The sequence below is a fragment of the Bradyrhizobium rifense genome (assembly GCF_008123425.1).
Lineage (GTDB): Bacteria > Pseudomonadota > Alphaproteobacteria > Rhizobiales > Xanthobacteraceae > Bradyrhizobium > Bradyrhizobium rifense.
On record NZ_VSSS01000032.1, the window covers coordinates 198,632 to 222,950 of the forward strand.

Sequence of the window (24,319 nt, forward strand, 5' to 3'; positions counted from 1 at the left end):
TTTGGTGCCTCGAACCGGAAAGTGCACGCATGTTTCAGCTCTTCTTGCGGGCCCGCACACACAATTTCCTGAGAGACCGCTTCGGCGGAGAGCAGACGTTCCGTGCCCGCTCGCCCGAGCGCGACGCCGACACCGATCGCACGCGCATCGAAGCCATCATGGTCGCGATCGAGGACGCGCTGCATGCGGCGGAGCGTGAGCAATCGGGTCTGAACCGCCGGGTGGAAGACGTGCTGGCGCGCGCGGCAGTGACCATCGGCAACGGCAATGACGAATATCTCGAGCGCGAAGCGCTGGACAATCACCATCAGGATCTGTTCGACAAGGAAATCCTGAACGGCCAGCGCAGGCTCAAGGAGCTCAGCGCCTCGATCGCCCATTTCAAATTCCTGAAGGCCGCGATGCTCAGCCGGTTTCCGGAATACCGGCCGTCGGCCAGCCAGACCAATTGACGCTTCGCGCCGCGTGCGGGCGCGTCGCTAGATCGCGAGCATGCTGTTGCCCTGAATCGACAGCAAGGTCAGATTGCCGGTCGCATACGCTCCGGTGTCGATATTGGCACGGTTCTCGAGCAGCTCGGCCTGGCGCACCGGCGTATGGCCGTGCACGACGTATTTGCCGAAACGCTTCTTGCTCTGCAGAAATTCGTCCCTGATCCACAGCAGATCCTGCTCGCGCTGCTCGGACAGCGGGACTCCCGGACGTACGCCGGCATGCACGAAGAAAAAGTCGCCGCATATGAATGTCGGCCGCAACTGGCGCAGGAACGCGATGTGCTGCGGCGGCATTACGGAGGTGAGCTCGCGCACGAGATCGGACTGTTCGTCCTTGCTGAGATCGGGCGTTGCCGAGATTCCGTAGGACATCAGGGTCTGGAGGCCGCCGAACTGAAACCAGTCGGCGGTGCGCGAGGGATCATCCAGCACCGAGGTGAAATAGGCCTCGTGATTGCCCTTGAGAAAGACCGTGTTGCGGCGGCGGCTGCGGTCGATCAAGAGATCGAGGGTGTGACGCGAGTCCGGTCCGCGATCGATGTAGTCGCCGAGAAAGACCTCGATCGCGCGAAAGGGCCGGCTGTTCGCCATGTCCGCATCGATGACGGCGAACATCTGTTCGAGCAGATGCGCGCAGCCGTGGATGTCGCTGAGGGCGTAGATCCGCACGCCGTTCGGCAACTTCGGCCGGGGCGAGTTTTGAGTCGGGGTCGTGACCATGGGGTCCAACTCTTGGAGAGAGCTTCGCCCGAGATGTCAATATGCTATCGACGAATTCGGGTCGGCACGAGCCGCTTTTTTCGTCCACGTCATGTGAACGACGGTTCGTGCGGCTGTCTTATCACCCGCGTCGTTTGATGAGGCGTCGATTTGCCGCGCTTGGTGCGCTCAGCCGAAGGTGCGGCTGTCGAACGACGGAGCAGCCTTGCCGCGGTACGCTGTTGCACGCGTGCGGAGCAGAAGCGCGCCGCAGAGATAGCCAAGCTGGAGCATGGCCGCAAAGACAACGATCATGACGACAATGTGGGCTGCGCCTTGTCCCTGCCAGGCGGAGACGGCGCCAATCATCGCTCCGCCAAGCACGATCGTCGGAGGCAGAATGAAAACCCGGAATCGGCCTCCAAGCAACGATCCGATCAGCAGACTGAAAATGGCGACGGCACTCACGGCACAACTCCCTCGAAACTGCCATGAGTGTTAATGGCGCCGGCCTAAGGTCGGCTTAAGCAACAGGGTTGAACAACCGTTCAAATGTGCGCGCAATTATGTGTAAAATTAGAATGATTTGATGCGAAACGCAGCGCGATGCTCAGTTAAATGTCAGGCTTGTGACAACACTTTGAGCATGCACGTATGCAGTCGCCGCATTGCAGAAAATAGATTTGATTTTTTGGGTGCGGTGCCGCATTGTTGCTTTGTTTAGTTAAGACATTGTCCAAGACGCACCGCATATTTAATCGACTGCTTGCAATTCGGCGGTTGCGAGTGCGTGACGAGGCAGCGCGAGGTTCGGATGGCTGTAGCAACTTATGGTTCGGAAAACTATTATTCGGTTGTATCGAACCGTCGCGGTGCTCTCCAACGTCCCCTCCAGGTCGCTCTGATCGCTGGTGACTTTCTTGCGCTCCTGCTGAGCTATTTCGCGGCGAGCGGTTTGTATCGTCTGCTTGTTGCCGAGCAGGATTCGTCGGTCGGCGCGGGTCTCGTGGTCGCCGCGGTGTTCGTGATGATCTCCTACTTCCAGGGCATCTACGATCATCATCGTCTTCTCAACACGGTCTGGCAGCTCCGCAAGACGCTGGCGATCTGGGTCATCTCGCTGACCATTCTCGCGGTCGAGGCGTTCCTGCTCAAATCGTCGGCGGATCTGTCGCGCGGAACCACGCTGCTGTTTGCTGCGACCGGTGGTGTTGCGCTCGGTGGGCTGCGGGTGCTGTGGCGCGTCGCGCTGAACTCGAGCTATGCCAGAGGCCGTCTGGTCGATCGCAAGGTCGTGCTGCTCAGCCTGAAGCCGCTCGATTTCACGTCGAGCCGTTTCAAGGATCTGCGCAAGCACGGCTTCAACGTCGTGCGTCATTTCGTTCTCGGGCCGTCCGAAGATGGCTCGGGCTGGGATCACGAGATTCGCGACGTCGTCCATCAGGCGCGCGCGGCCGATGTCGAGGAATATCTCCTGGTCATCGATTGGGACGAGATGCCGCTGCTCCAGAGACTGAGCCAGCACCTGCGCATGGTCCCCCAGCCGATTCGCCTGTTGCCGGACTTTCCGATCGCCGATCTCGTCTCGCGGCCGTTCCAGCCGGTCAGCGGCACGGTTGCCATCGAGATCCAGCGTGCGCCGCTCACCGTATTCGAGCGGGCGCAGAAGCGCTGCCTGGATATCGGCCTTGCCTCGTTCGCCCTGCTGCTGCTGGCACCGCTGCTGATGACGGCGGCGATCATGATCAAGCTCGACTCGATGGGCCATGTGATCTTCAAGCAGTCCCGGCGCGGGTTCAACGGCAAGCCGTTCCAGATCTGGAAGTTCCGTTCCATGACGGTGGCGGAGAATGGCCACACCGTGACGCAGGCGACGAAGTCTGACGTCCGGGTCACTCGCGTCGGTCGCGTGCTGCGACGGACCAGCATCGACGAGTTGCCGCAGCTCTGGAACGTCCTGCGCGGTGAGATGTCGCTGGTCGGACCGCGGCCGCATGCGCTCGCGCATGACAATTATTACGACCAGCTGATCAGCAACTACGTGTATCGGCACCACATGAAGCCGGGCCTGACCGGTTGGGCCCAGGTCAACGGTTTCCGCGGCGAGACGCCGACCATCGACCTGATGGAGAAGCGGGTCGAGTACGATGTCTGGTACGTCAGCAATTGGAGTATCTGGCTGGACATCAGGATCATCCTGAAGACCGCTCTGGCCCTGATCCATCAGGAAGCCTACTGAGAAGCGCGGGCCTCTGCCCGTCGTCGGCAGAGCATTCTCTGCGACGTTCGATCATCAGCTAATAAGGCGCTCCGGTCCCGCGCGCTGTCGATGCAGCCGGGAGCGGCCGGCTAATTCTCGATCAGGTAGCGCGGACGGTCGTCCGCCGGATAGCACCGATGCTGGATCTTTCCTCCGGCGTCGCGGACGAGATACCAGAAAGCCAATTTCTCCCGTTCGGACACGTCGCAGGTCAGATCGAGAAGTCTGCCGCGTGCCGACGCCGGGGATTTGACGTAGAGCGCGGCGGCGCTGGGGTACAGCCGGTCGTGGAAGACGTCGTTGAAATCCTGTACCGCAGCGTCCGTCAACGCGGTGGGCAGCGCGTCGAATGCCCGGAAGGCGAGGGGCACGCGCATCATTTGCAGCCAGACCTCATGCGGTGCCAGGCGGTAGGATTGGTCGAGAAGCGCGACGGTTCTGGCCGTTAGCCCGTCCTGGCGCGAGCCGGCCCAGAACGCCGCCAGCCATCCGAGCGACTCGGTCGGAGCGCATCCCAGCAGGATCTTGCTCATCCGCTGGACGGCCTCAACATCCGCATCCGCCTGTGGCAGGTCGGTGCCGCGGACGGTCATGTCGGCGGCCGACAATTGCAGGACGAGCAATTCCCGAAGCGCCTTTGGTTCGCACTGCTGCTGAGCCGCGGGCAGGTTCGCCGCCACGATGCGCCTCAGCAACGGCGCGTCGTAGCTCTCGCCGGCGGCGATTTGCCGGGCAACCCGCGATACCGTGGGATCGGTCAGATTGGGGAGGGTCGATACTGCCCACGCCAACGCGGAGGCCGCCAGCAAGCAATTGGCGCCGCGCGCGAGCCAGCGCGGGCGAGATGTGCCGGCTTCGGTCTTAGGCTCCCTCGACATAGTACGCGTTGTAGTGCGAGCCTTTGTAGCCCTCGATGCGCTTCAGCATCTTCGGGTTGGCACCGTTGAGAACGGCGCCCAGCACCTTCTTCTGGATGCCTTCGGAGCTCGACATCGATTCCTGCAGGGCCGTACGCGTGGTGCGGCCCCATTCGATGACATAGACATAGGCGTCAATGAGGTGGCTGATGGCCTTGGCGTCGGTCACCGGCATCACCGGCGCCAGATCGATGACGATGTAGTCGTATTCGTTGCGCAGCAGCGCCAACAAATCGGCCATCGCCTTCGAGGCCATGATGTCGGCGGAGTTCACCATGCGCGTGACGGCAAAGGAGGGCAGGAAATCCAGCCCGGTCTCTGCGCTGCGCCGGATGTGGTGTCCGACCGATTGCGGATTCTTGAGAGCCTCGAGCAACCCGCTCTTGGCGGTCGGATCGAGCTCCTTGGTCAGCGAGCGCGTATGGAGGTCGCCGTCGATCAGCAGGACGCGCTTGCCGGTGAATGCGGTGAGGTGCGCGAAGTTGGCTGAAACCGTGGTTTTGCCTTCCTTCGGAAGCGACGACACGATGCCGATGATCTTCACCTCCCGCGACAGGCGGGCGAGATCGATCGAAACCTTGATGTTGCGCATGGTCTCGGCGTAGCGCGAGAAGGGATGGTCAATGACATAGCGGGAGAGCGGGCCGCTGGCGTCGACGCCGCCATCGGGCGATCGCGATCCGCGTACCCTAGGCAAGCCCATCGCCTTGGCGCCGATGGCCGGAAGCACCCCGAGACATTTGACGCCGATCTCGTCCTCGACATCGCCCGGAGAGCGCAGCACGTCGCTCAACATCTCCCGGGCAAAAGCGGCGCCCAGGCCGAAGCACAGACCACCGAACAGGGCTCCGACCAGAGAGAGCACCGTCTTCGGAGAGCTCTTGCGGTCCGGCTTGACGGCGGTGCTGATGATGCGGGATTCGCTGATCGGGAAGCTCTGGTTCTGCAATGCCTGCTGCTGCTTCTCCAGGAAGCTGTTGTACAGGTTGCGGTAGGTGTCGGCAGCGCTCTCGAGGTCGCGCAGCTTCACCTGCGCCTGTCCGGTGTTGCCGGCCTGACTGACCAGGTTCTTGAGGTTTTCCTCGAGCGAAGTCTCGCGGCTTTTGGCGATTTCGTACTCGCTGCGATAGGCATCGCCGATACGCTTGACTTCGTCTGCGATCGACTTGCGCAGCTCGTCCATGCGATTGGCGAGATTGACGGACGCCTGATGGGTCTTGCCGTACCGGGTCGACCAGTCCGAATACTGCGCCGAGAGATCGAGATATTGCGCGCGCAGCCGGGTGATCACGGGATTGTTCAGCGCGTCGGTGACCGTCGGCTGGGCGAGATCCTTGTCGCTGATCCCATCGATGCGGTCCAGCCGTGCCTTGGCCTCGGAGGTGGCGGCGCGCGCCTGAATGAGCTGCGTGTTCACGTCGGTGAGTTGCTGCTCGTTCATCAAGCCGCGGCTGGTGCCGACGATGTTGTTCTGGCTCTTGAAGGTCTGCACGGCGCGGTCGCTGGCGGTGGCCTGCTCACGCAACTCGGCGCTGCGCTGCTGCAGCCATTCGCTGGCGCGCTTGGTGGATTGGTACTTCGCGTCGAGAGCGCCGACGATATAGGCATCCGCGATCTCGTTGGTGATCTGGGCTGCCTTGTCGGGGTCTCGTGAACGAAAGCTTGCCGACAACACGTATGTCGTCAGCAGGCGCTCCACCTTCAGGTTGGCCTGCACGGCGCCAACCGTTCCACGCTCGATGCGCTCTTTCGATGCAGGTCCATCTGATCCGAAAAGTCCAATCACCCTGCCGATGATCGCCGGAATGAGGCCCGGATCCGAGCCGTTGAACTCGGGGTCTTCCGTTAGTTTCATGCGCCGGACAACATACCGGATCAGATCGTCCGAGGTGATGATCTCGACCTGGCTGTCGACGAAGCCGGGATCGATCAGCGCATTGGAGACGCCGGTGTCCTTGTCGAGCACCTGGGTTTGGCGGGTATCCATCAGGATTCGCGTATTCGCCGTATACATTGGCGTCGCGGTCAACAGGTAAACGAGGACGAGCGCGAAAGCGCCGCCGACGATCGCTGCGATCAGCGGCCACTGCCGCCGCAGGATGCCCAATATGCGCTCGATGCTCAGCGTCGCTCCCGCCAGATCTAGAGCGGACCTCTCTTGCAGGTGAAACTGCTCTCTGGGCTGGTACATTTGAATATTCATCGACCTGACGTGAGGTTATTGGGGAGTTGGTGTAGGGGCAAACGGATCGGCGATGTCCGTACTCCACTCGCCGGTCATTAAGCTGTTCGCGGCATCAGAAGGTTTTTTGGTTGATGACGATCGCGCACTTCCGACCGACTGGGAAGCCACTGAATTCGGATTGAATTCCACCGCCTCCAGCTCCGCTGAGTACCCGGAACTCACGGCCGAATCTGCCAGCTTTTGTACAAACTCACTGATCTTCTGGGCGGTTTCAGGCTTGCTGGAAACACAGATCAGCTGCGCTCGGCGCAACGCCGCGCCGATTGTGTTGCGATCGACGTTGGCAGATTCGCTGACGAGGGCCCGCACCGTGGGCAGGACGGAGATATCGGTCACGATGTAGGCAGCAAGCCGGCCGGCAAGCTTGCTTCGATCATTGCGGACCTCCCGCAATAGCGAAGCAGGCTCAAGCTGAAAGGCTTGCAGGACGGCAGCAGGCACGCGGTTCGCTTGCTCGACGCATTGGGCTTCGCAGCGGCCGGCGGCGCACGCAGCGATCATCAGCGTCAACGCGATCGCCAAGCGGTTACCGCCTGTGTCGCGATCGGCAAATTGTCGTCGTCGAGGCAGGGCCAAACCATTCATCGCGTTCATTCAAACAAACCGGCGCAACACTTCGCTCAAACCGAGTGTCGCGCTTAACTATGTCAAATTCTTGTGCGGTGCAAAATATAGTCTGAAACCTCGGCAATTCATAGCAAATTTCGCAGTGCGCGGATGCCGCGTTGCGAACAGAGTATACGGTAACGCCCGCGGCGTAGGCCGCGGGCGTTGCCCTTGAGGAGTGGTTTGGAAGTGCGGTCGATCAGAGCGACGAGCCGGAAAGGGCAGCGAAGCGCTTCTCGCGAAGCTTGCGTCCATGATCGCCGATGTTCACCCAGAAGTGTGGGTTGGCACCGGATTGCATCGAGATCCATTCGTAGCCGAGCGAATTCCAGGGGCGAACGCTCGAGGACAGATTGTCCAGCACCATGTCGCCATCCGAAAGCCGTGCCACCAGCACCAGGTGACCCTGTCCGCCGTCGATCCGCACAACCGCAAGACGCAGGGCGGCTTGCGGCCATCCCATCGCGATCAATTGGTGGCGCTTGGTGACCGCGTAGTCGTTGCAGTCACCCGCTGACGGCGAGACCGTCCAGTTTGCAGTCATCGGATCCGTCGGCTTGCGCATCGGCGCAATGGATCCGTTGACCGAGAGGTTCACCTGACGAAGCATCGCCATGGCGGTGTCCGCAGGCGGTAGTGTGCGCTCACTGGTATCGGTGCCGCATTCCGCATCGTTCTTCATGCAGAACTTGACGAAGTTCATCGGCGCAAGTGCGTTGTCGAATTCTTCGATGAACGAAGCTCCGGCCGGACGCTGAGCGCTATCCGATTCGGCCTTCGCAGTGTTGCCGGCGCAGGCGATGAGGGCTGCGAGCAACGGCGCGTACAACAGTTTCATGTCATCCCCCGTTATCCGTCTTCTTGACGCAACAGGTGTCGCACAAAGCTTTTAGAGCGGAGTTCCCCGAACCTCTAAAATTGAATGCAAATGACCGGCCACGTGTGCGCGTGGCCGGCTTGGTTAATCAATACGCTGAGTTTGAATTCGTTCCGGGAACTAGCGCGACGGGCTAGTAGCCGTGAGCGACGAGGTCCCCGTCGACGCCGCGAACAGGGTGGTCGTGGTTGTCTGGGTGACCGGGGATGCGCCGGAGGAAGGCTGGTTCGTGGGGGTCGAATTGGCCGCTCCACCAGCGCGCTGGTCCGGCGTCGTCCCCTGCCCGCCGCCTGCCGTGGTATCGCCGTTGGCGTCCGCGCCTGTGATTGCCTCGGTCGGGATGTCGCCGGTGATGCTCGTGAAGGACTGGATCAGTCCGGCCTTTTCCGTCTTCAGCGCGGCGGCCTGGATGTCCTGGGCGAACTGGGGCTGTGTCAGCACGCAGACCGCGGCGGCAGTGCCCATTCCGGCGCCAATTGCGCGGCCCTGGTCATCCGAGCTCGCCTTGGCGAGTGAGCCCATGCCTTCCAGCGTCTCGGGCCGATTGGTCAGCATATCCCGGACCTGAGAGGCGAGGCCGCCCTGACCGTCCTTGAACTTGTCGAGAAGAGCCTCGGGATTGCCGAGAAATTGAATTGCCCGCTCAGAGGTCACTGCGTCCGGATTTGGCACGCAGCCATTCTGTGCTGCAAAAGTCGACGTCGCTGCTGTCATTACGAGCAAGGCAGCCCCAAGCCCCACTGATTTACGCATTCGACTCCCCAGCCATGCAATCGAGTAAGTTTGACTTAACATATTGCCAAAACCGCAATTACGCTACTTTTTTTGCTCGGATGAGGGCCTGCTTTGTGCCAGTCCGCACCCGGTGATCGCCGCAAAAAACACGCCGAAACCTGGAATCTGCAACGAGAAATCGATGCTCGTATGCAGGAAGCCAAGCGTCGCCACACTTGCGCCGATAATCGGTATGTAGCGGTCACGCCGCCGATGCAAGCTTCCATTTAACAAATGGTAAAGATACCAGAGACATGTGACCACAATTAAACAAGCAGCCGGGAGCCCGAGCTCGACTGCAAGCTCGAGCGGCGTGCTGTGCGCGCGGTCCCAAACTCCGAGACTGCCGAGCGAATCCGGCCTGTAGGCCGGAAATGCGCTTTCGAAGTTTCCGTAGCCGATCCCAAGCAAAGGATGCTCCTGGATCATGGTCAGCACGGTTCGATACATCGTGAACCGCTGTTCATCCACCAGGCCATAAGTCAGGATTCGCCCCGCGACCGCGCCGCCGACGAGCTGAACCAGCAACAGCGCTGCCACTGCGATTCCCGCGAGCCAGCCCCAGCGGCGAAGCTTGCCGATGCGCAGCGGTGCGAAGAAAAGCGCGGTCGCCATAAAGACGGTCAGGATCAGCAGCAGGAGCCCTGCGCGCGAGCCTGTCATCGCCGTTGCAACCATGCAGACGACAAAGCCGCCTCCCAGCGCGACGGGGGAGGACAGATAGTGCGCAATCAGTGCGGTCATTTGTCGCGAAGGCGGTCGACTTGGTCGATCCTGGCGATAGATGAAGCGCAGCAATGGCAGTAGAAACAGCAAGGCGCAGCTCGCGAAGAAGGTCGCAGCCGTGTTTCTGTTGACGAATGTGCCCGTGACGAAGCCGATATAGGCCTCCTTGCGCCGGAACAGGAGCGAGGTCGGATCGCCGGTCCCCGCGAGGATTCCGTAGAGAGCGTAGGCAAGCCCCGTCCAGGCGAGGATACGCAGCAGTTGCCGCGCATCCTCAGCGTCGGTGGCGATGTAGACGGCGCGCGTGAAGGCAAGCACAAACAACAGAGGATAGCCGAATGCGAGCCATGGGCCGTTGGCGGTGACCGAGACGCGGCCGGACAGATCTCCTCCCACCGCGCCTCGCGCAACCGCCCATGCCGCATCGACCTCGTGAAGGGGTGAATTCGGCCATAACTGAACCGTGATCACGGCCGCGACAACGACGAGTACGGCGAACAGCGGCAGTAACAGGTAGAAATCATCGAGTGTCGCGCTGCGCAGGTCGGCGGTGGCAAGGCTGAACGCGAGCAGCGCCGTCCAGATGCAGATCCAGACCGTCTCGGCGGACCCGAACGGCAGCGGGGCCAGCATGAACACCCCGATCGCCGCAAACCGCGAAGCCTTGTACAAGATCAACTCCCAAAGAGCCGCACCACGGCTCCGCGTTTCAATTCCCAATCTCGGTGCCCTTTTGCCACATTCATGCCGAATGAATAGGCTATTTGCACGGTTTCGCGAGCAAGCGAGACGTACAACATTAACGCGAACCGTGCGTCGCGCGGGAAGTCAGGCGCCTTCTGCAGTTCGCTGCTCATCTTCGATGCAAACAGCTGTTCATCACGCGTCAGGCGAGTCGCCTGCGGCAAATTAATTGTCGCGCTGTTTCATCCGACGGACACAACTCCTTCAACGGAAATGCATGCGACAACTGCTGGGCCGGACGTTGTATTCGCCTCGAATGCCCAGTAGAAATGCTGCACTGCAAAGTGCAAGGGAATTGCCGTGACGGTGACCGTTCATCGCGAGAAAGCGCATGTCCTCACTCTGGACAGCATTCGAGGAATTGCCGCGGTCACCGTGGTGATTCACCATGTGATCCTGATGCCGACCTTTCTTGCGGCGTTTCCGAATCGTGCGTGGATCGACTGTGCGTTCTTCCGCAGCGGCGGATTTCTCGTCGACCTGTTTTTCGTACTCAGCGGCATGGTGATGTCGTTGAGCTATGTGCAGTCGGATTTCGGTCGTTTTTCCTTGCGCGACTTCATGGTCCGGCGCTTCGCGCGTGTTTATCCGCTGCATATCGTGATGCTTTTCGTCACGCTTCTGTTTCGGCTGGTCCGGATCGGGCTTGTCATGGCCGGGATTATCGTTGCGGTCCCAACGGTGTTCGAAGTCAACAATGCATATTCGTTCTTCCTGAACGTCTTCCTGCTCCATTCGTTGGGTTTCGTTCACTACTTGAACTGGAATGCGCCGAGCTGGAGCATCAGCGTCGAGTTTTACACCTACCTGGTTTTCGGTGTCGTCGTGCTGATTGCGCAGAGGCTCGGTTCGCTTCGCTGGCTGTATGTTCTGGCGTTGCTTCTGGCTGCCGCGAGCTGGTTCACGCTTGCGGTGATCCTCGACAAGCGCGATCTCGGAGCACAGTACGATTTTGGTCTGTTGCGCTGCTTTACGAGCTTCTTCCTCGGTGTGCTCACGGTGAAGATCGTCTCGCTGTTGCCAAGCTCTATCCGTGGCGCCAACGTGTATCTGCTTGGCGCGTTTCAGTTGGCGTCGATGGTCGCGACTGTCGGGAATGTCTGGCTTGTGGAGGCCTATCCCTGGATCTCCTTCGCCGCGCCTCTGACCTTTGCGGTGTTCCTTGGCTCCCTTCTCGCATTTCCCAATGCTGCCGTTGTGCCTCCGATGCTTGTTGCCAGGCCGCTGGTTTGGCTCGGCGCGCGGTCATATTCGATCTATATGGTCCACGCCTTTGTCGTTCTGCTCGCGGAGTATTTCGTCCGGGCGTTGGGAGCTCGGCCGGTGGCGGCCCTTGATGCGGTGTATCCCGGGCTGTCCACGACCCTGAACCTGGTTGTCGTTCTCGCCGCCGTTCTGGTCCTGTCGAATCTGACTTTCCGCTACATCGAGCTTCCAGGCGGCAGGTGGACCAAGAATATCCTCGGCAGGATTCCCAATGTGTCGTCGTCCAGCGCCGTGCCGTCCGCACGGCCATCGAATTAGGGAGTTCGGTGCAGATGATGGTCCATACGGTCGCGCCCCAAAACAAGTTGAAGTTTGATTTCGGCTTCAATCTCGAAGCCGTGGCGCTCACGCTTTACATATTCCGCGATGCTTTTGGCGGCGCGGCGCGATATTATACGAGTATCCTTCACGTCGGCGCACTCTGGTTTCTGCCGGACGTTGTCGCGATGCTGTGCATCGGCCTGTTTTTTCAGCGCTGTATTATACGAAACAGAAGTATCGTCGCCGCGCTCGTTCTGCTCCAGATCGTGCTCTCGCTCGGCATCGGGTATTTTTTTCTGGGCACGATCAACGCTCTTTCATCATCCTTCAAGATGATGCTTCCTGTGTTCGTCGGCTTCTCCTTCTGCGACAGCAATTTTGGCTCCTACAAGAAATTGCTGATGATCTTCACGGGTGTGTTCTACGCCTCCATCATTGGCGTGTTCCTGTCCAAATATACGACCATGCCGTGGACTGGCTTCAAATACGAATCGTTCGGCGCGGTTCGAGAGGCGGGGCGGTTGTGGTGGGCCGCCGCGGAGCAGCGTCTCTCGGGCTTTGCAGCCGACAACACGATGGCGGCGTTCTTCATCCTGATCACCTTTGTCGTGACCTCGATCCGGAAGAGCACCTTGTGGTGCCTCATATTCGGTTCGATCGCGGTCTACGCGATCAAGCTGACGACGAGCAAGACAACGATGCTCGTGCTCCTGCTTTACATGGTGCTGATGTTGCTGGTCCGGAGCCTGCCGGAGCGCATGAAATTCACGGCGGTGCGGACGATCGCATTATGGTCGTTCGCCTCGATGTTCGCGCCATTGATTCTCATCCTGCTCGCCTCGGGGGCGTCGGTTGGCAACAAGGATCTGCTGTTCAGCATGATGGACCGGATCAACAACAGCTGGCAGCTCCCTTTCGTGTACATGAGCGAGCTGATGCCGGTTGGCTTCATCACCGGGTGTGGCGCCGGTTGTTTCAACTATCCGCAGCAATTGTTCTCGAACCTGGTTTCGTATTGGGTGCCGGTCGACAACTTCTATATCGGTACGTACCTGATGTTCGGGTTGCCGTTCGTCCTCTTCATGTGGATGGTGTTCCGGACGACTTTTCTGGTCACCGATATCTACAAACTGTCCCTGATATTCACGGTCAATCTCTTCACGATCACGGTTCTGAACTATGGTCCCTCGACGGGGCTGCTGATGATCGCGCTGAGCTTCAGTGAGGTGTTCTCACGTCGCGCGTCTGTTGCTCTGCAGGTGCCTTCTCGACGGCCGGATTCGGGGCGCGCAGGTCTGTCGGAAGAAGAACATCCTACCATCGGAGCGAACGTGCCGCGGCCCGCTTCGTAGGTCGAGCCAGGGAAGAATTGTGATGCATAAACGATTGGCTTTCGTCGACACGCTTCGCGGCATCGCCGTGCTGTCGGTCGTGCTACAGCACGCGCTGGAGCAGATTGTGCTCAACCAGCAGACCGGAAGCTACTATTGGGTGTTTCACCATGCGCTCGGAGAGTATTTCAACTTCGGCCGCTTTGGCGTGGTGCTGTTCTTCTTCGTCAGCGGCTTCGTGATTCCCTACAGCTTTCCGAAGAGTGCCGCGCCGGTTCGGGATTTCGTCGTCAGTCGCTTTTTTCGCCTTTATCCGGCGTACTGGCTCTCGATCGTCGTCCTGCTGGTTCTGTCCCCGACCATTGAAGGAAAGACCTTCCCGCTGTCGCACGTTGCGGCCAACGCGACCATGTTTCAGATGTTCATGGGCATTCCCAATATCAGGATTGCCTATTGGACGCTTGCGGTCGAGCTCATGTTCTACGTCAGCTGTATAGGCTTGTTCGCGACCGGCTTTCTCACGCGCCGCTTGACCGCGTTTCAGATTGTCGTCGCGACGTGCGTCGTCGGCATCGTTGCTTTCCCGTTCGTCAAAGTTCACGCCGTGTGGGGCGTGCTTGAACTGGCTCTTGACCTGACGGCGATGTTCTTCGGCAAGGTGATCCGCGATACCGTCATGGAAGACAAGCTCAGCTGGCGCCATGTCGCGATCTGCGCCGTTTTGTATGTAATCTTTGCCGCGGGCGTTGCGTACAGGCGTTACGGCATCGACTACCAGGAGAATTTCTTCTGTGCTTACGGGATGGGCGGCGCCTATATTCTGGCCGCCTTCGTGTTCGTTGGTTTCGCGGCCCTCGGTGAGAAGGCTGCCTGGCGCTTCATGTCGTTCGTCGGGACGATCAGTTATTCGATCTACCTGATGGGGTCGTTCGCCATGATCGTCATCTTCTACTTTTTTGGCGGCGGCAGCGGCCCCCTGCAGTGGTTTCTCTTCACTGCCGCCGTGATCGCCGCGTCCATTCTCGTCAGCTGGCTGACCTATCTGACGATCGAGAAGCCATCCATCAACTTCGGGCATCGATTCCGATCCCCGCGCGCGTTTGCTTCGGTGCCGCTCCAGCCGACCCTGCGAAGCCAGGGGGCAGAGTGACGATGCCGGCGCGCGCATCCTATGCCGAGGCCGGCGGCGGTTTCGTGCCGTCCATTCAGGGCCTTCGCGGCGTCGCGGCGATGAGCGTGCTGATTGACCATTTTTGTGACATGCCGAAAGGCGGCGTCTACGACATCCCCAATCCCGGGTTTCTGCCGCCGATCTGGCCGTGGCTGCAATCGGTGATCAACTCCGGCGGGCATGGCGTCGAGCTGTTCTTCATGATCAGCGGCTTTCTGATCCCCGCGAGCCTGGTGCGGCACGGGTCGATCGGAAAGTTCATGTATGATCGCATGCTGCGCATCATGCCGGTGTTCGTCGTGCTGCATCTGGCGTTGTTCGTGGCCGGCCCCATTGTTGGATACAAGTTCTTCCGGGGCATCGATCTGCCGACCTATCTTCAGGTGTTTTTCGCCAACCTGTTCTTCGTCCAAGACGCGATCGGGCTTCCGATCGCCCAGCAAAACGCCTGGACGCTGACCTACGAATGGGCGTTCTATATCCTGTTCGCTTTGTGCTTCGGTGCCGTGGTGCGGCTGAAGAGCTGGTGGCTTGCCGCGCCGCTGATCCTTCTCGGATTCCTCTGCATCCTGCATTGGCCGATTACTGCCTTCTTCGTGATCGGCATGCTTTTCAGCGCGAGCAATCTGCGCTTTCGGATTACGGGGGCCGTGGGCGTCGTTGCGGGGCTCACCTGTTTTGCCGCCATGTATGCCGCACTCGACGTGTTGCATCCTTTTGCCGCGCTGGTCCCGGGCTTTCTGCTGTTCGGAATGGTGCTGGCGACGGGATCGGGAATGGCCGGCCTGTTGAGTTTGGCGCCGCTGCAATACATCGGCAAGATCAGTTACAGCCTCTATCTCGTTCACCCCTTCGTGCTGTTCCCGTTGCAGGTCATCGGGTTGAAGCTGGTCGATCGCGGCGTCGATCGCTGGCTGCTATGGAGCGGGTTCGTGATTTTCGGGCTGGTGCTCGCCTTGATCGCAAGCGCGCTGAGCTATGAGATCATCGAGGTGCGCCTGCGCCGGTTCATCGATGGGACGCTCCGGCACATTCTCGCGCGGAAAATGGCGCAGAGCCCGGCGGCCTGATCGCGTCAGGCAGGCCTCTGGTAGAACCGGCGCAGCCGCAGCGCCGGTTTTTCAATGACGTTCCAGGAGAAGGCCGCAAAGCCGAGCGTCAACACGATGACAATCGGCAGGATCATCGCCAGCGAGAGGCGATGATCCGGCCCCAGCACGCGCTGGAAGATGTCGATCGTCGCCTGCGTGATCGGGAAGCCGTAGAGGTAGATGCCGTAGGAGAGATCCTGGCTGAACAGTCGATCGAATGTTTTGAAGCTCTGCATGCCGATATAGACCGTGCAATAGGTCAGGAAGATCCCGGCAAGCGGCAGCAGGACGTTGAGCCACATGATCGCCGCGTAGCAGAGCGCCGAGGCCGCGAAGATCGCCCAGTGGATCGGCAGGTATTTCGCGTTCAGGCGGAACACCATGCCGAAGAAGAACATGTAAACCAGATACCAGCCGGCCAACCTCGTCGAATCGGACCGGACGTTGAAGGTCGCGGGATCGATGAAGTAAGCGATCAGTTCGGCGAGGAGCGCGGCGCCCACCAGCAGCGTGATCCAATGGATCTTTCGCGGCTCATTCGAGATCATGCGCACGAGCAGGAGCGCGAAGGCGAAGACGTAGCACCAGAGTTCCCAGGGCAGGGTCCAGAGATTGGCATTGACCATCTCCGGCCAGGGATTGTGCAGGAACAGGCCGGGCAGCTCGAACGTGACGTGACCGACGATATTGCCGAAATAGCGGTAGAACTGGTACTCGGACAAATATTGCGACAGCGTCAATTGCGTCAGGAGCGGCCCGACCACGAGTGCGCAGAGCGTCACCTCGACGCTGAGCGCCGGGACGATCCGCAGCACGCGGTTGATGAAGAACGTCTTGAGATCAGGGTTCTTCATGGCGCTGCCGGTGACCAGGAAGCCGCTGAGCGCGAAGAACATCCCGACGAGCGCGATCAACCCGGGTCGGAGCAGTTCCTGGATGATTTCGGACGCATGGAGGTGGCTGAAGGACAGCGCGGTCAGTCCGCCCATCTTGTCAAAGGCGGCGGCGCCGGGATCCCTGAGAACGTAGACGGCCATTCCCGGTTCATCGAGCCTCTTGACGAAAGCGGCCCCGGCGAACAGGCCGGCAACGGCGACACGACAGTGATGCGACACGATGACCAGCGACAGCAGGTGCCGCATCATGTTGAAGCCCGGTCCGAGGCCCCCGTTCCTCGCCAAAATGCTTTCCGCGGTTTCCTGCCGCGAAAGGCCAGACTGGATGGTGTCGGGCAGCCGCCAGAGGCGCGTCGGTGCGGAGGGGCGCTCGCGGCCGAGTGCGCCCGGCAACGAAACGGTTGCGAGCTCTGCGTCTCGATCCGGTTGCGACATTCTCGTCAGCCTTTCATGCGCCTGTTTTGGCGGCATCAGCGGATGCCACGGAGTTGGAGCCAATTCATGGCCGTGCGGCCGGCTTGGCATAGGCTTGGCATAGCATCGAATTGCGGCGTTCGCCCAACCGATCGCCGCTAGGCGACGATCGAACGGCGGCGTCCGAGTCTGCGGCAAAAGGCAATGAGCGGTTGCTCGACATACCAATGGATCAGGATCCCGGCGAGGACCGACGCGACCACCGCTGCGATGACGAACGGCGCGGTCGGCAATGGATTGTGGAGACGCGCGGAGATCTGAATCAGCACGACCGCAGTCGCGGCGTGGGTGAGGTAGATTGAATAGGACGCGTCGCCGAGCAGCATGCCGAGGGAATGCAGCGGTCCCGGCTTCTCGGTCGAGACGACGCCCAGCCAGACCACGATCGTCGCGAACAGCGTCCACCAGAGGGCGCGGAGCCCGTTGTCCTCCGACAGTGTCGCCCCGACAAGGGCGGTTGCCAGGATGCTCGCAGCGAGCGTGAGCAGGAATGCTGCGGGATAGCGGCTCTGCACGATGGGATGCCCCTTCAGCCACAGCAGACCCAACGCAAAACCCATGCCGAACTGAAGGTTGGGCATCATGATGTTGCCGTAACCGACCACGGTCGCAAGCGCGAGTCCTGAACTCTCGGGTTGCAGCAGTTCCGGCCACGCCAGCAAGCGAGACGCCGCGTACCACGCCAGCGGCGCAAGGAACCAGGCGGCCAGCACATATGAAAGCGGGCGCGGCCGCAACATGGTGACTGCGAACAGGATGTAGAAAATGAACTCGTGCCTGAGCGTCCAGACCACGTGGGGCCGCAGCTCTCCGATCGGCCAGAGCGCCATGGCGCGCAGGCCGGGCAGAAGATCGATCTTCGCCGTGCCGGCCATCGACAGCAGGTTGTATCCGATCACGCATACCCACATGAAGGGAATGATGCGCACGAAGCGCCGGACGAAGAATTCCGCGCGCGTGCTGCGGATGGTCTCGAATGAAACAATCGTGATGATAAAGCCGCTGATGACGAAGAAGATTGCGACACCGAACAGGCCGGTTTCGGCGAGTGCAAACGGACTCTCGCCGTAAGACGGCGGCAGGCTGACCAGCCAGTTGACGTGCCAGATCACCACCAGAATGGCTGCAAAACCGCGCAGGTATTGAATTCCCGGTACGATCCCGCCCTTGGGGGACCGCGCACCCTCGATATCCGTCAATGTCGCCTCAATGCCGCGCTGGTGCTCGATTTTACCGATCGCATCAGTGATCGGTCAAATCCTGATTTTTTGGCGCGATGATGATGAATGAGGCAATGCCGCAGCGACAAGGCGGCCGCATGCGGGCGCGCCGGCGATCCCGGATGCGTGCGGCGAGGGGGCCCGCCGCACGCTATCCCGGCTCGATCAGACGAACAGGAAGTCGCTGCTGGTCACGTTCGCGGCAACGACGTTCTTCAGCAGGATGGTGTCGTTCGCCGTGACGTGGATCACGGTGTCGGCACCGGACTGGCTGAGCTGGAGCTGCGTGTAGTCGGTGGCCATCAGCTTGGCGATCGCGACCGTGTCGTGGCCCGTGGCCGATCCGGCGTGGAAGCCGTTCACCGTGTCATTGCCGCCGCCGAACGAGATCGTGGTCGATCCGACCCCGGCCGCCGCAAAGGTGTCGTTTCCGGCGCTGCCGGCAAGCGAGATGCCCGCGACCTTGGCCGACGCATTGTGCGTGCCGTCCGAGTTCAGGATGTCGACATAGGCCAGATTGCCGGCCGTGTTGTAGGAGTCGTGCTCCGTGTTGGTCGCGTTGAAGTAGAAATTGTCGTGCGACCCGTCGGCGTTGTTGACGTACATCTTCGCCTTGACGCCGTCCGTGTAAACGGTCGTCGCGTTCGAGCCGTCCGTATTCTGAACGTAGTCGCTGGCGATCTTGCCGGTCGAATAGGTCTGGGTATCCTTCGAGCCGTCGGCATTGGTGACGTAGACCGACGTCTTCACGCCGCTGCTGAAGTTGGTGGTCGTGGTGTTGCCGCTGGCTTTCGCCACCGTTTGGGTCACGCTGCCGGTCGTATCGTAGGTGGACGACAGGGTCGAGCCGTCGGTGTAGTTCTGCACCTCGGTCGTCTTGTGGCCCGTGCTGTCGTAAAGATCCGTCGTGATGCTGCCGTCCGAGTTGACGGCCTTGGTGTATTGCAGGGTGCCGTCGGCGTGCAGATCGGTGATCGACGTGACGGTGCCGTCCGCCTTGCTCTGCTGGATCTCGGTCGTATAGGCCTTGCCGGTCACATTGTAGGCGGTGTTGGTGTGCGTCCCGTCGGCATGGGTTTCATAGGTCGCTGTCTTGATGTCGTTGCTGTAGACCGTCGTCGATGACGAGCCGTCGGTTTTCTGGATCAGCGCGCTGGTCAGGTGGCCGGCGGTGTAGAGGTCGGACTCCTTCGAGCCGTCCGCGTTCGTGATGTAGACCGACGTCTTGACGCCGCTGCTGAAGTTGGTCGTCGTGGAATCGCCGTCGGCCTTCGCGACCGTCTGGGTCACCGCGCCTGCCGCATTGTAGGTGGACGTCAGCGTCGAGCCGTCCGCATGGTTGACGATCTCAGTCGTCTTGTGGCCCGTGCTGTCATACTGGTCGGTCGTTGTGCTGCCGTCGGCGTTGGCGACCTTGGTGTACTGCAAGGTGCCGTCCGCATGAAGATCGGTGATCGCGGTGATGGTGCCGTCAGCCTTGGTGTTCTGGATCTCGGTCGTGTAGGCCTGGCCGGTGATGTTGTAGAACGTGTTGGTGTGGGTGCCGTCTGCGTTGGTGGCGTACACCTTGGATTTCACGCCATTGGCGAAGGTCGTCATCGTCGACGAGCCGTCGGTCTTCTGGACGAGATCGCTGGCGATCACGCCGGCCGTGTACAGCTTGGTTTCCTTGGTGCCGTCGGCGCTGGCGATGATGATCGAGGTCTGGACGCCGGCGCTGAGGTTCGTCGTCGTGGTGGTGCCGTTGGTCGCCTTGGCCACGGTCTGTGTCACGACGCCGGACGTGTTGAAGGTCGTGGTGACGCTCGAGCTGTCGGCGTAGTTGCGCACCTCCGTGATCTTCTGGCCGGCGCTGTTGTAGAGGCCGGTGGTGGTGCTGCCGTCCCCGTTCAGAACCTTTGTGTATTGCGTCGTGCCGTCGGCGTGCAGATTCGTGAAGGCGGTCACCGTTCCGTCGGCCTTGGTGGTCTGGATCTGCGTCGTGTAGGGCTGGCCGGTGACGTTGTAGAAGGTGTTGGTGTGGGTGCCGTTGGCGTTGGTGACATACACCTTGGACTTCACGCCGCTGGCATAGACCGTCATCGACGACGATCCGTCGGTCTTCTGGACGAGATCGCTGGTGATCACGCCGGCCGCGAACAGCTTGGTTTCCTTCGTGCCGTCGGCGCCGACGATGTAGATCGATGCCTGAAGGCCCGCGCCGCTGAGGTTCGTCGTCGTGGTCGCGCCGTTGGCGGCCTTGGCAATCGTCTGTGTCGTCGTCCCGGCCGCGGTGTAGTTCGTGGTGAGGCTCGAACCGTCGGTGTAGTTCTGGACGACGGAGGTCTTCTGGCCGGCGGTGTTGTAGAGGCCGGTGGTGGTGCTGCCGTCCGCGTTCAGGACCTTGGTGTACTGCGTCGTGCCGTCGGCGTGCAGCTGGGTGAGAGCGGTCACCGTTCCGTCGGCCTTGGTGGTCTGGATCTGCGTCGTGTAAGCCTGGCCGGTGACGTTGTAGAATGTGTTGGTGTGGGTGCCGTCGGCGTTGGTGACATACACCTTGGATTTGACGCCGTTGGCATAGACCGTCGTCGTCGACGATCCGTCAGTCTTCTGGATGAGATCGCTGGCGATCACGCCGGCCGTGAACAGCTTGGTTTCCTTGGTGCCGTCGGCGCTTGTAATGTAGATCGACGTCTGCAAGCCGGCGCTGAGGTTGGTCGTGGTCGTGGCGCCGTTGGCAGCCTTGGCGATGGTCTGGGTCACGACGCCTGAAGTGTTGTAGTTCGTCGTCAGGCTCGAGCCGTCGGCATAGTTGCGTACTTCCGACGTCTGCTGGCCGGCGGCATTGTAGAGGCCGGTGATGGAGCTGCCGTCGGCGTTGACCACCTTCGTGTACTGGGTCGTACCGTCAGCGTGCAGGTCGGTGATCGACGTGACCGTTCCGTCGGCCTTCGTCGTCAGAACCTGAGTGGCGTAGGCCTGGCCGGTGATGCCGTAGAACGTGTTGGTGTGCGTTCCATCGGCATTGGTCACATAGATCTTGGATTTCAAGCCATTGGCGTAAACGGTGGTCGTGACCGTCTTGTCGGAGCCGACAACTGTTTCGCTCGAGATGCTGCCGTCCGAATTGTAGTTGATGGTCTGCTTCGCGCCGTTTGCGCTGACGATCATCTCCTGCGTCTTAACGCCGGCCGCGTACAGGATCGTGTCGCTGCTCGAATCGACGTTGACGAGCGATTTGCTGGTGATGACGCCGTTAGAGAAGTTCGACGTCTGCGTTCCCGTCTGCGTGCCGGACGCGTCGAAGAACTTCGTCTCGCTCCAGCTCGACGTGGACGTCGTGACCGAGAACGAGTAGCCGCCCTGGATCGCCGCGAGCGCGTTTCCGTAATGCGAGATGATATAGTTCATCGTCGACACGGAGGCGACGGCAAGCACGTGGGTGTCCGTCAGCGTGATCGAATGCAGGGTGGTGGATGCGGAGAGATCGGCAAGCTCCGCGACGATCGTGGCGGCGGTGCCGGTGACGTCGGTGGCCTGGGCTGGATTCGAGGGTGCGCGGGCCACGCCGTCGATCTCGATGATGATGGGATGATCGCTCACGGGAATCGTGAACGAGCTCACATTGGTGAAGGTCTCGATCGGGTCGGTTCCGCCGGTCGGATCGTAGACCTTGATGGACTGGTGCACGCCGTCGAGCTGAACCGTGACGGTCTGGCTCGGATTGCTGATCTCGGTGTTCGTTTTGGGATCCCAGACCTTCGGCTCGGCCCAGACGACCAGATCGTAGGCGCCGTTGCTCTTGCCGAGCACCATGCTGTTGCCGGAGTCCGGCATGTTGCTGAGCGTATAGCTCAGCGGGCTGGTCGGCTGACCGCTGCCGGTTCCGTCGTCGTTGAGGATCGTCGTGAGATTGTGGACCGCGGTCGCGGCGAGCTTCGGGGTACCGTCGTCGTAGAACAGCCCGAAATGGCTCTGCGCATTGGTATCGCTGCTGGACGAGTTGCGGTCGAGCAGTTCGTAGAGATAGGTCGTGCCGACGCCGTCCTTGAAAGCGTCCATCAAGGTGTTGAGGATCGATTTTGCCTGAACCGACTCGTTCACACCGAGATACGGCGTGCTGCTCAACGTGGTGTAGCCGGTTTCCGTGATGACCGAGGGATCGCCGGGAGACACCGAGCTCGCGAGATTCAACGCTGACGCCAGCGCGGCGGCCGGCGTAGTGCCGGTGCTGACATAGGCGTGGGAGTTGGCGTAGTCCGAGGACGAGCCGAGATTGCCGAGCTTGGCGAAATCGCTGGGATCGTCGTAGCCGAGGGTCAGATTGTAGACCGGAAGCTTCGAAAGATTCGCATCGGCCTTGATCGCGGTGTAGAGCGCCTGCTGAAATTGCGCGGCCGCTTCGATCGTCGAGCTGCCGTTGTAGCTGAAGGCCTGGAGATTGGCCTCGTTCAAGCCTTCGAGCGCGATGATGCTGCCCGGGTGTGCCGCCTGGAACGCGTCGAGCGCGGCGACATATTGCTGCAGGCCGGCTGCGCCCGTCGCCGGGATCGACGATGAGACGCCGAGATCGAACTTGTATCCATCGTTCGCCAGACCGTCGAGCACCGGCTGTGCTGCCGGAATGTTCGTCAAACTGTCACGAAGCGTAGTGACGCCGAGATATTTCAGGTCGGCTTCGACGAGTGCGAGATTGTTGTAACTACCCCACGCATATGAGACGTGCGTGTTGACGCCGATTGAACTTGTGAACGCGCTTGCCGAGAGAACAGTTTGATCGCTGCTGGTGATGGTCGCCATGATTTACTCTGGTGATGCCCGCTATGTTGCTTCATGCGTAGCGGCAGAGTTTGTCAGTGACGTTAGAAAGAAGGCTAAAGATGTAGGTATCCGCGGCCTTTTCGCGGAACGAACTGCAAGTATTTTCAGCACATTGCGCGACACTGCTTGTTCCTCACAGGAACTGGCCGCGATTGCCTAATTACGATTCACAATTGGCCCGTTGTTCTACGGAATGTTCCATGACAGCCACGTGAATCGTTTGCGCAAACGAAAATGATTCGTCGCGCGCTAATGCGCGGACGCGGTGTTCGACGGTGACGCGCCAGGCAATTGATACTCGGTTCGCCACCCGAGTCGCTGTGCGTCGCCGTCGGCGATGGCTTCGAGCAGCGGACGCAACGCCTTTCTGGCACCATTAAGACTGCGGTAAGCCAGGATTGCCTCGATCGCGAGCAGGCCGAGGTAGCTCGTTCGGTTGATACGATAGACAATCGGGGAGGTTGTATACCGTTTCTCAATCAAGATCCGGTTCCGGCAGGCATAATAGAGTCGCCACGCCGGTGCGTCGGGGCTGACGAGCGCGCTGCGTGCGCTGGCGCTCGGCTTCTTGTCCCAGGATTCTTCCGCGTCGTTGATGCAGCCGACATCCGTCAGATAGATGGCAATGCCTGCGTCCATCAGGCGCAGCGAGTAGTCGTGGTCGTCACTATAAAGGACGAACTCCTTGTTCGGAGGCGAGACCTTCCGGACAGCGCCAATCGGCAGCAGGAGTCCGCCATAGGGAGCGGTCTCGATCCGGCGCAGATGAAACTCCCCGTGATTCTCCGGATCTCGCCGCGCGGATCGCGCCAACCGTCGCCATAGTTTTGACGGAAGCGAGGCGAGATGAAAGTTCAGGAACGAGTTGGCGCGGATGGCCACGGCGTTCTGATCGGCGAGCAACGTCGGATAGATGCCCCGATGCCTGCGCAATGCGCACAGCCCGATATCGTCCGTCGCGCCGAGCGCCGTATGCAGTGCGAGCAAGCGGTCCAGGAAACCGTCTTCGCCGACATTATCGTCGTCCAGAATGAGGACGAACCCCAAATCGTCTTCGAGCCGCTGGGCAGCGGTGATGCCGGCGTGAAAGCCGCCGGCCGATCCCAGATTTGAATCGAGCCTGATGACGTCGACGGGAGATATGGTTGCGAAATCGTCAACCGTCACGGGTCGGTTGCATCCATTGTCGACCACGATCACGCGTTTGACCGCGGGGCTGGCCTGAACGGCGGCAACGGTCCGCCGCACCAGCTGCTCGCGTCGCCCGTAAGTCACGATGACACATGCGACCGAGCGCCCTGCTTCGGTCGAGCGATTGAGGACGATCGGTGGCTTCGATTCGAGGGGAGCGTTCGACAATTTACTCTCGCTTGGCGTTAAGTCGTTCCATTCGGGCGACATTATAGATACTCAGTCGAATTGGAACGGCAATTTCTCCGGCAAATTTTGCCACAAAAGCGTGCAAAC

At 60.5% G+C, this 24,319-nt stretch carries 19 protein-coding genes; 6 read left to right on the forward strand and 13 right to left on the reverse strand.

The window, feature by feature from the left end:
• Positions 1-29: 29 nt before the first annotated feature.
• The gene (locus tag FXB40_RS21945) at positions 30-452 is read left to right on the forward strand and encodes a hypothetical protein (protein WP_187437051.1); all 423 of its coding nucleotides are present in this window, start codon (positions 30-32) and stop codon (positions 450-452) included.
• A 27-nt stretch (positions 453-479) separates the two neighbouring features.
• On the opposite strand, the gene FXB40_RS21950 is transcribed toward FXB40_RS21945, so the two are convergent.
• Entirely contained in the window at positions 480-1,214 is a 735-nt protein-coding gene (locus tag FXB40_RS21950) for a metallophosphoesterase family protein (protein WP_148774252.1), read from the reverse strand.
• A gap of 168 nt (positions 1,215-1,382) precedes the next feature.
• Positions 1,383-1,661: a hypothetical protein gene (locus FXB40_RS21955; protein WP_148774253.1), complete on the reverse strand. Its 279-nt coding sequence runs from the start codon at positions 1,659-1,661 to the stop codon at positions 1,383-1,385.
• A gap of 346 nt (positions 1,662-2,007) precedes the next feature.
• On the opposite strand from FXB40_RS21955, the gene FXB40_RS21960 reads away from it, so the two are divergent.
• Positions 2,008-3,432: an undecaprenyl-phosphate glucose phosphotransferase gene (locus FXB40_RS21960; protein ID WP_148774254.1), complete on the forward strand. Its 1,425-nt coding sequence runs from the start codon at positions 2,008-2,010 to the stop codon at positions 3,430-3,432.
• Between the two features lie 110 nt (positions 3,433-3,542).
• Here the strand turns inward: FXB40_RS21960 and FXB40_RS21965 are convergent, their stop codons facing one another.
• The 7 genes from FXB40_RS21965 to FXB40_RS21995 form a co-directional block, all read right to left on the reverse strand.
• On the reverse strand, positions 3,543-4,262 hold the full coding sequence (locus tag FXB40_RS21965) for a hypothetical protein (RefSeq protein WP_246207801.1): 720 nt from the start codon (positions 4,260-4,262) through the stop codon (positions 3,543-3,545).
• A gap of 52 nt (positions 4,263-4,314) precedes the next feature.
• On the reverse strand, positions 4,315-6,561 hold the full coding sequence (locus tag FXB40_RS21970) for a polysaccharide biosynthesis tyrosine autokinase (protein WP_148774256.1): 2,247 nt from the start codon (positions 6,559-6,561) through the stop codon (positions 4,315-4,317).
• A gap of 27 nt (positions 6,562-6,588) precedes the next feature.
• Complete coding sequence (locus FXB40_RS21975; protein ID WP_148774257.1) at positions 6,589-7,209, reverse strand: hypothetical protein; 621 nt, start codon at positions 7,207-7,209, stop codon at positions 6,589-6,591.
• Between the two features lie 211 nt (positions 7,210-7,420).
• Entirely contained in the window at positions 7,421-8,059 is a 639-nt protein-coding gene (locus FXB40_RS21980; RefSeq protein ID WP_148774258.1) for a transglutaminase-like cysteine peptidase, read from the reverse strand.
• Positions 8,060-8,218: 159 nt separating this feature from the next.
• The gene (locus tag FXB40_RS21985) at positions 8,219-8,770 is read right to left on the reverse strand and encodes a hypothetical protein (RefSeq protein ID WP_246207804.1); all 552 of its coding nucleotides are present in this window, start codon (positions 8,768-8,770) and stop codon (positions 8,219-8,221) included.
• A 144-nt stretch (positions 8,771-8,914) separates the two neighbouring features.
• Positions 8,915-10,270 carry an O-antigen ligase family protein gene (locus FXB40_RS21990; protein ID WP_148774260.1) on the reverse strand — a complete coding sequence of 452 codons (1,356 nt, stop codon included), beginning with the start codon at positions 10,268-10,270 and terminating at the stop codon, positions 8,915-8,917.
• Positions 10,271-10,272: 2 nt separating this feature from the next.
• Positions 10,273-10,506, reverse strand: a complete 234-nt coding sequence (locus FXB40_RS21995; RefSeq protein WP_148774261.1) for a hypothetical protein — start codon at positions 10,504-10,506, stop codon at positions 10,273-10,275.
• 136 nt (positions 10,507-10,642) lie between these two features.
• Here FXB40_RS21995 and FXB40_RS22000 point away from each other — a divergent pair, with 136 nt between their 5' ends.
• Genes FXB40_RS22000 through FXB40_RS22015 form a run of 4 tightly spaced genes read left to right on the forward strand, consistent with a single transcriptional unit; the run spans position 10,643 to position 15,441 of the window.
• Positions 10,643-11,866 carry an acyltransferase family protein gene (locus FXB40_RS22000; RefSeq protein ID WP_246207807.1) on the forward strand — a complete coding sequence of 408 codons (1,224 nt, stop codon included), beginning with the start codon at positions 10,643-10,645 and terminating at the stop codon, positions 11,864-11,866.
• Positions 11,867-11,880: 14 nt separating this feature from the next.
• The gene (locus tag FXB40_RS22005) at positions 11,881-13,221 is read left to right on the forward strand and encodes a hypothetical protein (protein ID WP_187437052.1); all 1,341 of its coding nucleotides are present in this window, start codon (positions 11,881-11,883) and stop codon (positions 13,219-13,221) included.
• A 22-nt stretch (positions 13,222-13,243) separates the two neighbouring features.
• On the forward strand, positions 13,244-14,350 hold the full coding sequence (locus FXB40_RS22010; protein ID WP_148774262.1) for an acyltransferase family protein: 1,107 nt from the start codon (positions 13,244-13,246) through the stop codon (positions 14,348-14,350).
• Between the two features lie 2 nt (positions 14,351-14,352).
• Positions 14,353-15,441 (forward strand): acyltransferase family protein, encoded by a 1,089-nt coding sequence (locus FXB40_RS22015; protein ID WP_148774263.1) that lies wholly within the window; start codon positions 14,353-14,355, stop codon positions 15,439-15,441.
• A 5-nt stretch (positions 15,442-15,446) separates the two neighbouring features.
• On the opposite strand, the gene FXB40_RS22020 is transcribed toward FXB40_RS22015, so the two are convergent.
• The 4 genes from FXB40_RS22020 to FXB40_RS22035 all read right to left on the reverse strand — a co-directional run bounded on the left by FXB40_RS22020 (position 15,447) and on the right by FXB40_RS22035 (position 24,253).
• Positions 15,447-16,793: an acyltransferase family protein gene (locus FXB40_RS22020; protein ID WP_148774264.1), complete on the reverse strand. Its 1,347-nt coding sequence runs from the start codon at positions 16,791-16,793 to the stop codon at positions 15,447-15,449.
• A 137-nt stretch (positions 16,794-16,930) separates the two neighbouring features.
• Positions 16,931-18,031, reverse strand: a complete 1,101-nt coding sequence (locus tag FXB40_RS22025) for an acyltransferase family protein (protein WP_187437053.1) — start codon at positions 18,029-18,031, stop codon at positions 16,931-16,933.
• 186 nt (positions 18,032-18,217) lie between these two features.
• Positions 18,218-22,831: a beta strand repeat-containing protein gene (locus FXB40_RS22030; RefSeq protein ID WP_148774266.1), complete on the reverse strand. Its 4,614-nt coding sequence runs from the start codon at positions 22,829-22,831 to the stop codon at positions 18,218-18,220.
• A 270-nt stretch (positions 22,832-23,101) separates the two neighbouring features.
• The gene (locus FXB40_RS22035; protein WP_148774267.1) at positions 23,102-24,253 is read right to left on the reverse strand and encodes a glycosyltransferase; all 1,152 of its coding nucleotides are present in this window, start codon (positions 24,251-24,253) and stop codon (positions 23,102-23,104) included.
• Between the last annotated feature and the right edge of the window lie 66 nt (positions 24,254-24,319).